13 protein-coding genes are annotated in these 15,456 nt (G+C 70.4%); 1 reads left to right on the forward strand and 12 read right to left on the reverse strand.

The genetic code is table 11. The features are described 5' to 3' along the window. Positions 1-324: 324 nt before the first annotated feature. The 10 genes from JMF97_RS31775 to JMF97_RS12310 all read right to left on the reverse strand — a co-directional run bounded on the left by JMF97_RS31775 (position 325) and on the right by JMF97_RS12310 (position 12,065). Positions 325-5,400 (reverse strand): DNA repair ATPase, encoded by a 5,076-nt coding sequence (locus JMF97_RS31775; RefSeq protein ID WP_203221692.1) that lies wholly within the window; start codon positions 5,398-5,400, stop codon positions 325-327. Further along, positions 5,393-7,414, reverse strand: a complete 2,022-nt coding sequence (locus JMF97_RS12270) for a flotillin family protein (RefSeq protein ID WP_203221693.1) — start codon at positions 7,412-7,414, stop codon at positions 5,393-5,395. The genes JMF97_RS31775 and JMF97_RS12270 overlap by 8 nt, the downstream gene beginning before the upstream one ends. Before the next feature lie 166 nt (positions 7,415-7,580). After that, on the reverse strand, positions 7,581-8,213 hold the full coding sequence (locus tag JMF97_RS12275) for a DUF1449 family protein (protein WP_013730849.1): 633 nt from the start codon (positions 8,211-8,213) through the stop codon (positions 7,581-7,583). Positions 8,214-8,323: 110 nt separating this feature from the next. Further along, on the reverse strand, positions 8,324-8,941 hold the full coding sequence (locus JMF97_RS12280) for a hypothetical protein (RefSeq protein ID WP_203221694.1): 618 nt from the start codon (positions 8,939-8,941) through the stop codon (positions 8,324-8,326). Further along, positions 8,938-9,444 carry a SigE family RNA polymerase sigma factor gene (locus JMF97_RS12285; protein WP_203221695.1) on the reverse strand — a complete coding sequence of 169 codons (507 nt, stop codon included), beginning with the start codon at positions 9,442-9,444 and terminating at the stop codon, positions 8,938-8,940. The genes JMF97_RS12280 and JMF97_RS12285 overlap by 4 nt, the downstream gene beginning before the upstream one ends. A gap of 77 nt (positions 9,445-9,521) precedes the next feature. Next, positions 9,522-10,079: a hypothetical protein gene (locus tag JMF97_RS12290; protein WP_203221696.1), complete on the reverse strand. Its 558-nt coding sequence runs from the start codon at positions 10,077-10,079 to the stop codon at positions 9,522-9,524. 18 nt (positions 10,080-10,097) lie between these two features. Continuing rightward, positions 10,098-10,286, reverse strand: coding sequence for a hypothetical protein (locus JMF97_RS12295; RefSeq protein ID WP_203221697.1), 189 nt, complete (start codon positions 10,284-10,286; stop codon positions 10,098-10,100). Positions 10,287-10,288: 2 nt separating this feature from the next. Then, complete coding sequence (locus JMF97_RS12300) at positions 10,289-10,843, reverse strand: hypothetical protein (RefSeq protein ID WP_203221698.1); 555 nt, start codon at positions 10,841-10,843, stop codon at positions 10,289-10,291. Further along, on the reverse strand, positions 10,840-11,352 hold the full coding sequence (locus JMF97_RS12305; RefSeq protein ID WP_203221699.1) for a hypothetical protein: 513 nt from the start codon (positions 11,350-11,352) through the stop codon (positions 10,840-10,842). The genes JMF97_RS12300 and JMF97_RS12305 overlap by 4 nt, the downstream gene beginning before the upstream one ends. Continuing rightward, a complete protein-coding gene (locus JMF97_RS12310) occupies positions 11,352-12,065 on the reverse strand; it encodes a hypothetical protein (RefSeq protein WP_307816885.1) in 714 nt (237 codons plus the stop codon). Before JMF97_RS12310 ends, JMF97_RS12305 begins: the two co-directional genes overlap by 1 nt. A 371-nt stretch (positions 12,066-12,436) precedes the next feature. On the opposite strand from JMF97_RS12310, the gene JMF97_RS12315 reads away from it, so the two are divergent. Next, the gene (locus tag JMF97_RS12315) at positions 12,437-13,414 is read left to right on the forward strand and encodes an alpha/beta fold hydrolase (RefSeq protein ID WP_203221700.1); all 978 of its coding nucleotides are present in this window, start codon (positions 12,437-12,439) and stop codon (positions 13,412-13,414) included. Positions 13,415-13,421: 7 nt separating this feature from the next. Here JMF97_RS12315 and JMF97_RS12320 read toward each other — a convergent pair whose 3' ends face one another. Together JMF97_RS12320 and purD are read right to left on the reverse strand one after the other, a co-directional pair. Then, entirely contained in the window at positions 13,422-14,024 is a 603-nt protein-coding gene (locus JMF97_RS12320; RefSeq protein ID WP_203221701.1) for a MauE/DoxX family redox-associated membrane protein, read from the reverse strand. 151 nt (positions 14,025-14,175) lie between these two features. Then, complete coding sequence (gene purD / locus JMF97_RS12325) at positions 14,176-15,423, reverse strand: phosphoribosylamine--glycine ligase (RefSeq protein ID WP_203221702.1); 1,248 nt, start codon at positions 15,421-15,423, stop codon at positions 14,176-14,178. Between the last annotated feature and the right edge of the window lie 33 nt (positions 15,424-15,456).

Here is a 15,456-nt window from a genome sequence, read left to right on the forward strand (position 1 = left end):
CGAGGAATTCACGGTCCGGAGCTTCGTGATATGCATCAAAAATCGCGCAAGAGCAAGCGGAAAAGGGCGAGATTCCGAGCGGAACTCGACCGAAGGCAATTCTCCGCCGCCGCTTCAACCCTGGCAAAGGGCTCACGAGCTACTTCGAACCTGCAAGTAACTAGTGCACCTGCCGCCGCTCGGAGGTCATGCACGAGCTGCGCGAAGGTAGCCGGTTTCGCGGTCCAGCAACCGCTTGTCGGCGGGGTTGCGAACGGTGACATCGGAGTGTCGATCGCCGCAACCCCGCCCGACACGAAGGCCGACGGGCAGTCGGTGCTCGCGTCAAGAAGGTTCGCGTCCCTTCCCGATGGCGGTGGCGATGCTGTTGACGCGGTCGGCGAGGAGGCCGAGTGCGCCGACGGCCCGGTCGACGGGGTCGTCCCCGGCACCGCCGAGGGCCCGGGTGCGTCGGAAGGCGTCCTTCACCTCGGCCCAGCGGGCGGCCTGCTCGTCAGTGAGCCGGCCGCGCAACTCGGCGAGTTTGAGCAGGTTCGCCTCCGCGCCTGCCGCCAGGGTCTGCGCCTCGCCCAGGTAGTGGTCGTCGATCACCGCTTCCAGCTCGTCCTCGGTGAGCACCGGGACGACTCGCTCGGCCAGCTTGTTCATGTTCCGGTACGAGCCCTGGAGCTGGAACGGCGGCTCGGTACGGGCGTCGTCGGACTGCGCCGCCGAGGCGATGTACGCCTGGTTGTTCGCCAGCACCACCTGCTGCACCCGCAGCAGCTTGCGCAGCACCGAGACGATCTGTTCCAACTCCACCGGCGGGTACGGATGCGACAGCTGATCGGGTCGTACGCTGTCGTCGCCGCGGGCCATCCGGACCAGCAGTTCCAGGTCGGCGCGGTCCCGCCCGGCGAGCGGTGCCAGCACCGGGTTGGCGGTCAGCGAGTTCTCGATGTAGCTGAGCGCGAAGACCTCCTCCCGGCCGGAGAGCACGTCACCGAGGTTCCACACGTCGGCCCGGTTGGCGAGCATGTCCGGGATCCGGAACCGCTTGCCCGACTCGGTGTACGGGTTACCGGCCATGCACACCGCGAACCGCTTGCCGCGCAGGTCGTAGGTGCGGGTACGGCCGTTCCAGACGCCCTCCATCCGGCGCTGCCCGTCGCAGAGCGAGATGAACTTCTGCAACAGCTCCGGGTTGGTGTGCTGGATGTCGTCCAGATAGAGCAGCACGTTGTTGCCCAACTCCAGGGCGAAGGAGATCTTCTCCACCTCCTGGCGGGCGGTGGCGTCGGGCGCCTCCGCCGGGTCCAGCGAGGTGACCTTCGTACCCAGGGCCGGTCCGTTGACCTTGACGAAGACCAGGCCGAGCCGGCTGGCCACGTACTCCATCAGGGTGGTCTTGCCGTAACCGGGCGGGGAGATCAGCAGCAGCAGGCCGGACTGGTCGACCCGCTTGCCGTCGCCGGTCGCGCCGAGCTGCCGGGCCAGGTTGTCACCGATCAGCGGCAGGTACACCTCGTCGAGCAGCCGGTTGCGGACGAAGGCGTTCATCACCTTCGGCCGGTACTCGTCCAGCCGCAGCCGGTCCCGTTCGGCGTCCACCAGCGCGTTGCGTTGCCGCTGGTATTCGCGGTACGCCGGGATCAGCTCGGTGCGGAAGGCACGGGTACGCGCCAACATCTCGTCGAGCCGTACGTCCAGCGTGGAGCCCTCGATGCGCGGGTGCGCGCCGAGCAACCCGCCGACGGTCTCCGTCATGGCGGCGGCGCTGTCGGAGCGGGGCAGCTCGGTGCCGCACAGCTCGACGGCGATCGCCTCCGGCAGGTCGTAGGAGGACAGGGTGCCGTCGTCGGTGGCGAGGAACGCGGTCAGCCAGGCGTCGACCAGCTGGTACCGGCCGGCCAGGTCGCCGCCGAGCGCCCGCAGGTCGTCGTCGAACTCCCGGGACGAACGGGACTGTGCTCCGCCGAGCGCCCGCCGGAACCGTTCCAGCATGGTCTGCGCCCCGCTGCCGGTGACGAACCGCACCGGCGGCGCGGACAGCTCCGCGAACAGGTACTCCCCGGCCAGCTCGGTCCCGCCGGTCGGCACGGGCAGCCCGGTCTCCCGCAGGAAACCGTCGATCGCGGTGGCCAGTTCCGCACAGAGCCGGTCGGCCGCGTCCTCGCCGTCGGGTCGGCCGAACCGTTCGCGGGCCCGGGCCAGCGAGGCGGCTCGCGCCGTCCAGGCCGTCCGGGTCGCCTCGTCGGTGCCGTACCGCCAGAACAGGCAGGCCACGGCCCGGTCGGCCGGTGGGTAGCGCAGCAGTCCCGCGCCGGCGTGCAGGCGCAGCAGCACCCGCAGGATCTCGGCGGCGTCGTGGTCGTGCACGCCGCGCTCGTACCCCTCGTCGTAGCGGGTCTCGGCGATCCGCCGGACCAGCTCGCGCAGGTCGTCCCCGTCGACCGCCGCGGTGTGCAGCGCGTCCAGGGTGAGCCCGTCGCGACCCGCCTCGGCGGCGGACAGGATCGTGGCGGCCAGGTGCTCCGCCCGGTACACCTGCGGCGATTCGGAGACCAGCAGCTGGTCCCAGAACCGGCGGGTCTGCTGGAACTGCTCGTCGCGCACCGGCGCGCGGTAGTCGGTGCCGGTCACCGCGACGGCCATCCGGCCGTCGTGCGGCACCACCGCCACGTCGATCGGCTGGGTGTTCACCGCGAACCGGTGCCGGCCCAGCCGGATCGTCTCGCCGCCGTCGGCGTACAGGTCGAGCCGGTCGCGCAGGCCGCGCCCGGCTTCCTGGCGGGCGGCGCGGACCCGGCCGTCCAGCTCCTCGGCCCGCACCGCGTCGCCGAGGGTACGCAGCTCCTCGACCACCGTACGCAGCTTGCCGACCATCGGATCGGCCGCGAAATAGGTGTTGATCTCGTCCAGTGAGCCGAGCGTCCCGGCCCGCCGGTGCACGCTGACCATGATCCGCTCGGCGGAGGCGACCAGCCGGTCGGCCCGACGGGACCGCTCGTCCAGCAGCGCCTGCTTGCGGCTGGAGAACGCCTCGTAGATGTCGGTACGCCGGGTGGCCAGCTCGGCGAGGAAGTCGTCGAACTCGCCGAACCGCGACTCCAGCTCCTCCACCCGCAGCAGCAGCCGACCCAGTTGCTCGTCGCACCGCTCGGCGGTGTCCGCTGCCGCCAGCGCACCGGCCACCGCCTGCCCGAGCAGCGCGAACTCGGCGGCGAACCCGGCCCGTCCCTCCACCGCGGCCAGCTCACGACGGCGCTTGTCGAGCACCGCGCGGGCCCGGTTGACCGCGCCCAGCACCTCCCCGACCCGGCCCAAGATCGCGGTACGCACCGTCGCGTCGGCGATGTCCAGCCCACCCACCACGTCGGTGATGGTCTGCAGGCCCTCGGTACGGGCGGCCAACTCGTCGCCGACCGTGCCGGCCTCGGCCACCGTGCCGATCTCGGCGGCCCGGGCGGCGAGCCGCTCCACCTCCTGCTGGTAGCCGGTGAACGCCTCGTCCCGGCGCAGGAACTCCACCGCCCGGCGGCCGGCCACCGCCAGTTCCTCGTCCAGCCGTCCGGCCAGCTCGTCGATCCGGGCGTGGTCGACGTAGCGCAGCTCGCGCAGCGTCTCCAGGTGTCCCCGGGCGCGCCGCAGGCCGCCCAGTTGGGCCACCCAGTCGTCGGCGGTCAGGGGTGCCTCGCCCCGGGCCCGGCGGGCCAGCGAGGCGATCTGCTCGGCGCTCGCCTCCACCTCGGCCCGGGCCCGCTCGGTGAGCGTACGAACCTTCTCGTGCTCCTCCAGCACGGCGGTGGCGGTACGCCTCAGCCCGGCCAACGGGGTGGCCAGGTCGCCCAGTTCGGACTCGCCGAGCCAGTGGTAGTGGTCCCCGATCCGGCCGCAGGCGGCGATCAACGCCTCGTACACCTCGGCGGTGGCGGTGCCCTCGACCATCCGGGCCGCCGAGAGTGAGTCGGAGATGCCGCGTACCAGGTCGGCGTTGCCGACCCGTTCCAACGGCCCGGTGCCGGCCGGCTGCGCGGCGGCGTACGCGTCGGAGACGTACGGCGTCTGCCAGATCTGCATCGGGTGGACCCGGGTCGGTTCCTCGGAGACCGCCCGGAACACCACCAGCGTGCCGTCGTCGAACAGCGAGAACCCGTGGCACGGGATCGGTGCGGCGACCTCCTTGCGGATCGCGTTGTACGGCAGCAGCAGCGAGCGCCCGTCTTCGCGGGCGTGGAAGACGTAGAGCACGTCCTCGCCGTTGGGCGAGCGCACCACCCGCTCGAATTCGAGACCGGCCACCTCGGCGTCGAAGGTCCGGGTGACACCGGTGGCGAGGTGGTAACCGCCGGGGAAGATGATGCCGTGGTCCTCGGGCAGCCGTTGGCAGGCGACCCCGATGCCGTCGAGCCGGACCACCTCACGGGTGATCGTGTTGAAGACCAGGTGCCGCCACTGCGTCTCCTTGTACGGCCGCAGCCGCATCAGGATCAACGTACCGACCCGGGCCCAGTGCACGTCGGCGTCGGCGAGGCTCTGCAACGGCTCGTCCACCGGCTCGCTGTAGATGCCCTCGCCGACCTCGGTGTTGTTCTCCACCTTGACGGTCAGCGTGCCGCCCACCGTCTCGACGAAGACCTCGCCGCCGATGGAGATGTGCGGGTGCCGGCCGAGGACGTGGTCCTCGCGGGTGGTCTCGATCCACTCGAAGTCGTGGCTGGGCGGGAAGACGTGATCCCGCTCGCCCCGGCTGTCCAGGTACTCGGGCACCCCGTCGACCCCGACCTGCCAGCGCAGCACCCGGATGTCCTCGGTGCGCGGCCCCGTCTGGAACACCGCCAGCAGTCGGCCGTCCACCCGGCGCAGTTGCAGCAGTCGGGCCTGCCGGTAGTAGCGGTACAGCTCGGAGAAGTCGCGGACGAACTGTGGGTGGCGCAGCAGGCCGGGCAGTTCGTCGTGGCCCGCCTCGTCGAACCGGAAGGCGTCCATGGCCGGCTCACGAACGAACCGGTGCAGGGAGAAGACGTCGTCGACGCTCGTCTCCGGCTTCAACCCGATGAAGACGTTGTAGCCGAACAGCATCAGCCCGCCGACGGAGACGATGTCCCGGGGTACGCAGTTGTGCTCGGTACGGATCCGCTCGGTGCTCAGCAGCCGCAGTTCGGTGCTGCCGAAGACCTCCAGCCGTCGGGCGTTGAGCGCCTCCGCCCGCCGGGCCAGCTCGGCGGCCTGCGTGGCGAGCCGCCTGCGCAGCACCTCGTAGCTGCCGTCGTCCAGTCCCGGGGCAGCGCCCGGCGAGCCGGTCGTCCCGTCTGCTCCGGCCGTCGGGACCGCCGCCTCCACTTCGTCGGTCAGGGGCGCCGGGCCCGGCCGGCCGCTGGGCGTACGCCCAGCGGCCGAACCGGTGGTCGGCTCACTCACCGGCGCGCTGCCGGGAGCCGGTCAGGGCGGCGACCGGAGTCTCCGCCACGCCCAGGCGCTGTGCGGCCTTCAGCAGCTCCTGGAGCTTGCCCTGGTCGGCGCCACCGGCGCGCATCTGCTGTGCCAGGAAGGCCGACAGGGTGAGGTTCTGCACGTCGGCGCTGTTCAGCGAGCCGATCATCCGGGTCAGGTCGTCGGTGAAGCTGGCGCTGCCGTCCAACCACGGCTTGGTCAGGTTCTGCGCCACGTCCGAGTGGGCCACGAAACCGTCCACACTCTTGCCGAACGAGATCGAGCTGAGCAGCCGGTCGAAGAAGACGCTGTCCCCGCCGACGATGTCGATGTTCGCCTTCTCCAGGCCGGTGGAGACCAGCTTGGCCTGCGCCTCGGCGACCTGCCGCTGGGTGTCCAGCCCGGCGAGGCGGACCTCCTTCTCAAGCTCCAGGCGCAGCCGGTACTCCTCGTGCTCCCGGGTGGCGTCGTCCAGCGCGGCCATCGCGGCGGCCTTCTCGGTGAGACCCTCGGCCTCGCCCTTCAGCTTCTCGCGCACCGCGTCGGCGGCGGCCAGCAGCTTCTCGCGCTCCACCGCGACCTCCGCGCGGCCGACCTTCTCGATCGCCTCGGCGCTGCGCTCCTGGACCTGCACCTCGGCCAGGCCGGCCGCGGCGGTCTCGGCCTGGACGCCCTCGGCCAACCGGATCTTCGCCCGGGTCTCCAGCTCGGCGGCCTGCTGCCGGGCCTCGGCCAGCACCAGTTGCTCGCGGGCCTTGTGCTTGGCGGCCGCCTCGGCGGCCTCCGCCGCCTTGATGTCCTTGACCAGGTTCTCCTGCGCCTCGGCCTCGGCCTGGATGATCACCGCCTGGCGGGTCCGCTCGGCCTCCTCGACCACCCGCAGCCGCTTGATGTTCTCCTCCTGCTCGGCCACGGTCTTCTCCACCGCGATCCGCTCCCGGACGACCTCGGCGATGGCCCGCTTCTCGGCCTCGACCTCCTTGTTCTTGGCGATCGTGCTCAGCTCGGTCTCCCGCTCCCGGCCGATGACCTCCAGCATGCGGTCCTTCTCGATCCGCTCGGTCTCGATGGCGATGACCCGCTCGCGGTTCTTCTCCGCGACCGCGATCTCGCGGGCCCGGTTCTCGTGCTGGATGCCCAACTGCTCGTCGGTACGGATGTTCGCGGTCTCGGCGCGCAGCCGCTCCTCGGCGCGTACCCGGGTGACCTCGGCCTGCTCGCGAGCCCGTACGGTCTCGATCTCGCGCTGCTGCTTGGCCTCGGCGTCTGCCTGCCGTCGCTCAAGCTCAAGGATCGCTTCCTTGGCGTCGACGTTCTGGCGGGTGATCTCCTTCTCCTCGCTGCGCCGGAACTCGTTGGTCCGGACGTTCTCCTGCGTGGTCAGCTCGGTGATCTTCCGGATGCCCTGGGCGTCCAGGATGTTCGCCGGGTCGAGCTGCGACATCGGCGTCTGCTCCAGGAAGTCGATCGCCGCGTCCTCCAGGCTGTAGCCGTTGAGGTCGGTGCCGATCACCCGGATGATCTGGTCGCGGAACTCGTCACGCTTGGTGTAGAGGTCGACGAAGTCGAGCTGCTTACCGACCGTCTTCAGCGCCTCGGAGAACTTCGCGTTGAACAGCTCCTGCAACGTCTCCCGGTCGCTGGCCCGCGCGGTGCCGATCGCCTGCGCCACCTTGATGACGTCCTCGACGGTCTTGTTGACCCGGACGAAGAAGGTGATCCGGATGTCGGCCCGGATGTTGTCGCGGCAGATCAGACCCTCGTTGCCGGTCCGTTCGATGTCGATCGTCTTGACCGAGATGTCCATGATCTCGGCCTTGTGCAGCACGGGCATCACGACCGCGCCGGTGAAGGTCACGTCGACCCGCCGGACCTTGGAGACGATCAGCGCCTTGCCCTGCTCGACCTTGCGGAACAACCGACTGACCATGAACACCACGCCGAGCGCGACGAGCAGGACGACGGCGAGGAGTACACCGATTCCGGTGGTGATGACTTCCATGGTTGGGCGCGCAGGCGGTCGACGCCGACGGCAGAAGCCGCAGGGGACGCCCGCGCATCCTCCTTTCGAGACGTCTCGGGGGCAGCGTGGGACAGGCCGGTGATGGGGGCGGCTGCCCCAGGGCAAGTCGGGGTGATCCGCGGGCGGCGCGGTTTCACCGGGCGGGCTACGTGGCGGAATGTCTCAGCGGATCGAAGGCGGGCCCGGCGGGCATCACCCAGAAGAACTCGCCCTCGGTGTCGTAGTCGTAGATCAGGGCGGAACTGCCGGCGGGCATCTTCTCCTCGCCCGGCTGCCGGACCTGCACCACCGCCGACGAACCGTCGGGCGCGGTCACCTCGGCCTGACCGAAGTCGGCGGTGACCGTGCCGGTCCGCACGACACACAGGCGCCCGACGAAGGCATGCCTCGTGGCGTCCGATTCGGCCGGGAAGAGCCGCCCCAGCGGTATGGCCACCAACCGGGTCACCAGCCACGCGCAGAACGCGGCAGCCAGCAGGACGCCGATCGAGACAAGCACCCGGGTGCCGGAACCGAAGCCCAGACCGTCGAGGAGCGCGGTGCCGGCCAGGCTGACGAACCAGGCGACGGCGACGAGCAGGGAGAAGATGATGGCGCTGGGCACGCCGCCGAGGCCGAGGCCGGCGAGGAACGTGCCGGCCCCACCGTCGACGTCCAGGTCGTCACCCAGATCCAGCACACCGGTCAACACCAGCAGCCAGTAGCCGACGACCACCACCAGCAGGAAGCTGAACAGCACGGTGGGAAAGCTGAGTGCCGCGCCGAGAAAACCGGTCACCGCGTCCTCCTCCCCGTGGTCGGCGAGGTCCCGACCACGATGATCGTGACACGGTATGTCAATGCTCACTGCGGCCGATCGACCCATTGCCACCGGCCGGATCGGGCAGATCAGCCGAGATTGGCTTCGATCAGTGCATCGATCGTCGCAGACCGTACCTCGGCCTGGTCCGCGGTCACGGCCAGGAACAGGGAGCTGCCATCCGTCCGCCACGCCGTCAGGTACGCCGTCGACGTCACCGGGTCGTCCGTCGTCAGCACCTGGGCGCCGCTCGGCACGGTGACCTCGCGTGGCGTTCCGGGCAGGCCGGTCGGTGCGGTGAAGTCGAACACCGCGATGACCCGGGTCACCGGGCCGCTGCCCTCGTACGCCGCCCGGGTTCCGGTCGGCACCAGCTGCGGTTGTTGCGACTTGAGCACCGCCTCGGTGGCGTCGACCGACCCCAGATAGGGCGGCAGTCCCCGCAGATCGGGGGCGACCGGGCCGGCGGAATCGGCCGGGCTGGCGGAGGTCGGGCCGGTCGGCGGCACCGCGCTGCGCTCGGCGACCATGACGCCGACCGCCCCGATGCCGACCACGGCGGACAGGGCCAGCCCGACACCGGCGGTCTGCGCACGGCGACGCCGACGCAGTCGGGCACGCACGCCCGGCAGCGGATCCGGGGCGGCCGGATAGTGGTCGGGGTCGGAGTTCCAGACCTCAAGAAGGGCCTGCTGCACGTCGCTCATCCCGCTACCTTCCGATCGGCACCGGCGTGGGTGGGCAGCCCGGCGCGGATCGCGCCGAGGGCCCGATGACGCAGCGAACGGACCGTGGCCGGGCGTCGTCCGATGGCTTCGGCGATCGCCTCGTCGGTCATGTCGTCCAGATAGGACAACACCAGCACCACCCGCTGCAGGGGAGGGAGGCCGGCCAACATCCGGCGGAGTTGGTCGTGGTCGTCGACGCGGCCGAGGCCGCCATCGGCGACCAACGGGCGTACGGGTGCGACGATCCGGGCTCGGCGGACGAGCGTGCGCATCCAGCTGATGTGCAGTCGGACCATCACGGTCTTCGCGTACCCGATCGGGTTGCCCTCGGTCAGCAGGCGGTGCCACGCACCGGCCATCCGCACGTAGGTCTCCTGGAGAAGATCCTCCGCCTGATCAAAATCAGCAGCGACCGCACGCGCATACCGCCGCAACGCCGGTGTGGACTGGCGCACGAACATCTCGAACTCGTCGGCTTCCATCCCACCTCCCCTCGCCACTAGTACGCCGCGGGCACGGCGATCTGTTGCAGGCGATCCGGTCGACCGACCGGAAATGCTCACGCCGGCAGCAGTGACGAGACCAGCACCGCCAACGCGGCCAGGTAGCCGACCAGGAGCACCCTGGTGACAGCCGTCGACCGGTGGCCCCACTCCAGGTTCCAGCCGCCGGAGTCGTCGAAGTGCAGGGCCGACGTGGTCATCAGCGACCGGCCCAGACCGAATCCGACACCGGCGGCGACGGCCGTCAGCGGCGTGGCGAAGAGCAACAGCACCACCGCGGTCAGGTACGCCAGCCCGCTGGGCAGGTACGTCCGCACCCCGGTGCCCATCTCCAGACCGAACTGGAAGGGCCCCGCGAACCGGCCCAGCCGGAAGACGCTCTCCGGCACCAGACGCTTGTTCTCCGGCAGCGGGAAGCGCAGCACGCCGAGTTCACGCAGGGTCACCACCAGGGCGGCGACCAGCACGATCCCGATCCGCACCGGCGGCGGAAGCGGGGCTCGCAACACGGAGCCGACCAGCAGCAGGGCCGCTGCGCTGACGAGGCCGCCGGCGACGAGCCCGAGGCAGAAGTAGAGAGCAGGGAGACCTCGCCAGACCGGCGAGCTCAGCACGGCGGCTGAGTTCCTGCTTCAAGTGGAGCCGCTGGTGGCGAAGCCGGCCGTCAGAGCCAGGCCCGCCACGAGCCCGACCGTGGGCCACCATCCGTCGTACCGAAGGCCGGCTGCCGCCACGATCACGGTCAGGCCGACCACCCAACCCATACCGGTGTACGGATGCCAGAACCGCCGCCGCAGCACGGCACTTCGGGACCCGGCCATGGTCAGTACCGGCAGATGGTGAAGTAGGTGTTCGTCGTGCCGCCGGCCGAGACCGTGGTGTTGCCGTCCGAACAGCGCCACCAGACACCGTCGGGAGTGGTCCACCGCCACGCGTTCTTCTTCGTCGTCGCGCCGCAGGAGTTCGAGACCGGCTTGTAGGTGTAGGTGACCGGCTCGTCCCGCACCGTGCCGGAGCGATGCCATCCCGAGGCGCAGTAGGTGCTGCCCCGGTACGCTCCGCCGAAGCAGGCAGCCGCCCTGGCGGTGTGCGAACCCACGTTGTCCTTCTGTGGCGTGTAGCCGTTCGGGAAGGCGTCCTTGCAGTCGTTGCGGTCCCAGCCGGTCAGGCCGCCGGGCCCGGTCTCGGCGTGGGCCGGCGACGAGAAGCGGGAGGTGGCGGACGCCACGAAACCACCCACCGCGAGCGCGCTGAACGCGATTCCGCGCAGGACCGTCCGACGCTGCGGCTTCACCCGCAGTCTGGTCAGCGCCCTGCTTCGCGGCGCGTCGGACGCAGCGACGGACAGGTCGGGAATCTGCTCGAACGTCAACGTCATGACGCACTCCCCTCGCGGTGCACGATCTTCTTCCGCACCAGGTCGAACTGCCGCTCGGCCGACCCGACGTCGACCGGCAACGCGAGATCGACCACCCGGCCGTCGGCCCGGACGGCCATCAGCACCGGCGGGCTCAGATGGGCGATCTTCTGCCACTCGTCCCGGTCCGACACGACGTCGAACTCCTGCCGGACGGCCTCCGGCCACTGCTCGACGTCCTCGTAGGTGAGCAGGACCGGGCGGACTCCCGCAGCGCCGGCCAGTTCGGCCAGTCGCGCCGTCACGGCACCGCACAACGGGCAGCCGGTGTCCGAGGCGAGCACGACGCGATCCGCGCCGTCCGTCACCGTGGCCCCCAGCACCAGATCGGGCCCGGCGGACGAGTAGCTGACCTCGCGGACCACCAACGCGCGGAGCATCCGGACCTCCCGCAGGAGCGCCCCGACCGCCAGGAACAGGATGAGGATGACGATCCAGTTCAGGATGGTCAGCGCCACCGACGGCGACATCAGCCGACCGTCCAGGAAATGTTGATCTGCTCCAGCCAGGCGAGCTTGTCGGCATCCGACACCGCGTCGTCGGCGTCGGCGAAGACCACCTCCGCCATCGCGGACGGAAAACCGAGGATGTACGTGTAGTCGGTCAGCTGGGCGGCCGACGTGACGCCGGGCAGCGGCGACCGCCACACCTCACCGAACATCGTCCGGGCGCCCTGATGGCGCGGCTGAAGACCGGCGGCGTGGGCGGGCCCCGGGATCGACACCGAACCAAGCCCTTCGGCGAAGAGCGCGATGTGCTCGCTCATCGTGCCGAGCAGCGTCTCCCGCCTGGGTCTTACCACCATTCCACGCACCTGGTCGGCGATCTCCAACGTGGCGAAGAGTTCGACAAGCCTCTCGCGGCGCGGTGCCGGCCCACCGAACACCGTCATCAGCTCGTGGTAGTCACCGATCAGCGTGGCGACCGAGGTGTGCTTGTCCAGCGACTCCGACACGACGACCTCGCGACCGTGGACGAGGAGGCGGTCGACCGGATTCGCGGCGACCATGTAGGTGCAGGCGAAATCGTGATAGCCGCGAGGTCCGATCTGGAATCCGCGCCCGTAGGCACCACTGGCGAAACGAACGTGGGCCGCGACGCTTGTGACCCGAGGAAGTTCGGCCAGCTCGACATTCACCACCGCGGCGCTGGGCGCCACCAACTCAAGACTCTGACCGGGCACTTGATCTCCCTCCCTGGTGGCAGACCGTAGCAACAGCGCTGGCCGACGGGTGTCCTGTGTGGCGGGTCGGCATCACCCGTACGCGCCGTGAACTCGGATGCTGCTTCGGGCTATCCGCCCCCGAGCATCCATATCGCCAATGCGAGCCGCTGAAATTCGGTGGATAACCGCCGACGAGGTCGACTCGACCTGATCTTTCAATGTTCCTGGCGCTTCGCCGTTTTTCGCGGGTGAGAGCGAAACCACAACGCGGTGATCGAACGATCATCCGCCCGTTGACGTCGACCGTTGCAGGGGCATGCCTGGTCGTCGGCCGGATGCCGACGAGCACTCCCACCGAAGGGACACCAGCGTTGCGTCCAGGTCAGGCATTGCGCTTCGTACGATCTCGTCGTCCGCTCGCCCGGATCGCGCTCGTGCTCGCGGTGGTCGTCGCCCTGACCGTGGCGGCTGCGGCGACGGTCTACGGATGGCCGCTGCGGAGTGCCGAACTACAGCGCGCCGAGGCCGAAGTCCTCGATTTCGAGTCGGCGAGGCAGCGGGCGACGCAGATCATCGCGGCAGAGACAGCCGACACCGAGGTGGACCCGGGCTGCCGCAGCCAACTGCTGACCCACGACACCAGAAGCGCGAAGGCCGTGTTGCTGTTGCACGGCTACACCGGCTGCCCCGAACCGTTCAGCGATCTGGCCAAGCTCTACTTCGAACAGGGCTACAACGTGTGGGTACCCCGCGCCCCACGACACGGCCTGCACGACCGGACGGCGCACGCGACGGTGCGGGCCGACGAGTTGACCGAGTATGCGAACGCCGCCTTGAACCTGACCGCCGGACTGGGCGACGAGGTCGGGGTCGTGGGCCTCTCCGGTGGTGGGATGCTCGCCACCTGGTTGACCGGGCACCGTCCCGACGTGGTGAGCCGGACGCTCGTGCTGTCACCCTTCTACAAGCCCAACGCCGCACAGGCGCCCGGCTTCGCGATCAAACCCCTCATCGTGCTCTACGGGTTCGGCATCCTGCCCGACCGGACCAACTCCAACGGCTTCTCGTACGCGGCGTTGTCGCAGTACCTCCGACTCGTCCGGAACTTCAACGCCGACCCGAAGAACCCCAACCTGCGCGAGATAGCCGTGGTCACCTCCGCCAACGACGACCTCATCGACCATCAGGAGGCGATCGGCATCCCCCGGGCGATCGCCGATCGCAACGGCATCACGCTGTCGACGTACGAGTTGCCGCGCGACTCCGGCATCGGCCACGACATCGTCAGCCCGAAGGTCCTGCAGGGCAGAACCGACGAGCTCAACCGGCTCTATCTGGATCTCTACGAGGGCACCGCGCGTCCCTGACCGCCCCTCAGTCGATCCCGGTCCCCGCCGTTGAGCCAGGACGGGGCGGGGGTGTTCCCGACCTGTCGGCGACGGCTCCGCCGCTGACCAGCTCCGGCACCAGCCACCCGGCTGCCGCCGTCACGGCGGCGGCCAACCACAATTCGAGTCCCGGTCGGATCACCGCACCGCCTTCTGCCGCCGTGCCCACCGACCCGACCACGGCGGCGGCTGCGGTGGCGGCTGCGGCGAAGATCAGTGCGCGGATCACCACCGGGAGTCCGGTGGATCGGCCACCCGCCAGGCAGCCGCAGGGTGTACCGGGGCGACGCCGTCGAAGCACCTCGGCGTAGCCCGCCAGGACGGCGTAGGTGACCGCGAGCAGGGCGTATCCGACCGTCGACAATTGCGGTACGAGCAGCACGACACCAAGGACCACGACGGCGACACCGACCTCGGTGGCACCCAGCAGCCGACCGGTCCAGATCCGGACGACGGACGGCAGCAGCGCCTGCCGGGCCAGCAGCGCCCGGACCCGCTGCGGGCGGGCGGCATGGCCGACACCGGCCACGAACAGCAGCAACGCACCGCCCAGAGCCACCACGGTCACCAGCGTCGACAACCCACTCACCGTGCCTCCTCAGTCCGGCCAGCACCAGATCCACAGGTCCAGGTGGGCATGGAGGGTGTCGGGGCGCCACCGACGGTCCTGAAGTGAACCGGCGGTGTGCAGCGACGGTGCCGCCGCCTGCACCGACTCGGCGAACCGGTGTGTGCGGCGGTCAGCGGGGGACGACGACTCCCCCGTCGATCGCGACAGCGGCGATGTCGGAGCGGTGGTGTGAGCCCTCCAGCGTCACCTCGCGTACCAACTGGTAGGCGGCATCGCGCGCGGCGGCCAGGTCCGCGCCGGTGGCCGTACCGCAGAGGACCCGGCCGCCGGCGGAGAGCAACGCGCCGTCGTCGGCCCGGCGGGTGCCGGCGTGGATGATCCCCGGACGGTCCGCCCCGGTGATCACGTCACCGGTACGCGGCGTGGCCGGGTAGCCCTTGGCCGCGACCACGACGGTCACGGCGGCACCGGCGCGCCAGCGCAGCGGCGGGTGGTCGGCCAGCGTGCCGGTGGCGGCGGCGTGCAGCAGCCCGGCCAGCGGAGTCTCCAGCAGAGCCAGCACCACCTGGGTCTCCGGGTCACCGAAGCGGGCGTTGAACTCGATCACCCGAGGACCCTTGGCGGTGATCGCCAACCCGACGTAGAGCAGACCGGAGAACGGGGTGCCCCGGCGACGCATCTCGGTCAGCGTCGGGTACACCACGTCGCGCATGACCTCGTCGACCAGACCGGCCGGGGCCCAGGGCAGCGGAGCGTACGCTCCCATGCCGCCGGTGTTCGGGCCGGTGTCGCCGTCGCCGACCCGCTTGAAGTCCTGCGCCGGCAGCAGCGGCACCGCCGCCTCGCCGTCGGTCACCACGAACAGCGACACCTCGGGGCCGTCGAGGTACTCCTCGATCACCACCCGGCCGCACTCCTGTGCGTGCTCCAGCGCCGCCGCCCGGTCGTCGGTGACCACGACGCCCTTGCCGGCCGCGAGCCCGTCGTTCTTCACCACGTACGGCGGGCCGAACTCGTCGAGCGCCTTACCGACGCCCTCGGCCTCGGTGCAGGTGTACGCCCGAGCGGTGGGCACACCGGCGGCGGTCATCACGTCCTTGGCGAACGTCTTCGACCCCTCCAGCCGGGCCGCCTCGGCGCTCGGCCCGAAGACCGGGATGCCCTTGGCGCGTACCGCGTCGGCGACCCCGGCGACCAGCGGCGCTTCCGGCCCGATCACCACCAGGTCCGCCGCCACCTCGACGGCGAGCGCCGCGACGGCACCCGGATCGACGATGTCCACCGACCGCTGCTGGGCGACCCCCGCGATCCCCGGGTTACCCGGCGCGCAGATCAACTCGGAAACGGACGCATCCTCGGCAAGCCGCAGCGCGAGCGCATGCTCCCGCCCCCCGCCACCCAACAACAAAACCCGCACGACCCGGCATCCTACCCACCCCCACCCCCACCC

This window comes from Micromonospora fiedleri, from assembly GCF_016774385.1.
In the GTDB taxonomy this organism is placed as follows: Bacteria; Actinomycetota; Actinomycetes; order Mycobacteriales; family Micromonosporaceae; genus Micromonospora; species Micromonospora gifhornensis.

What these genes read in the sequence shown, in the direction of transcription:
- JMF97_RS12280 (WP_203221694.1), bottom strand. Translation starts at nt 8,941, where the DNA reads ATGAGCGACGTGCAGCAGGCCCTTCTTGAGGTCTGGAACTCCGACCCC.
- JMF97_RS12300 (WP_203221698.1), bottom strand. Translation starts at nt 10,843, where the DNA reads ATGACGTTGACGTTCGAGCAGATTCCCGACCTGTCCGTCGCTGCGTCC.
- JMF97_RS12270 (WP_203221693.1), bottom strand. Translation starts at nt 7,414, where the DNA reads ATGGAAGTCATCACCACCGGAATCGGTGTACTCCTCGCCGTCGTCCTG.
- JMF97_RS12305 (WP_203221699.1), bottom strand. Translation starts at nt 11,352, where the DNA reads ATGTCGCCGTCGGTGGCGCTGACCATCCTGAACTGGATCGTCATCCTC.
- JMF97_RS12295 (WP_203221697.1), bottom strand. Translation starts at nt 10,286, where the DNA reads ATGGCCGGGTCCCGAAGTGCCGTGCTGCGGCGGCGGTTCTGGCATCCG.
- JMF97_RS12285 (WP_203221695.1), bottom strand. Translation starts at nt 9,444, where the DNA reads ATGGAAGCCGACGAGTTCGAGATGTTCGTGCGCCAGTCCACACCGGCG.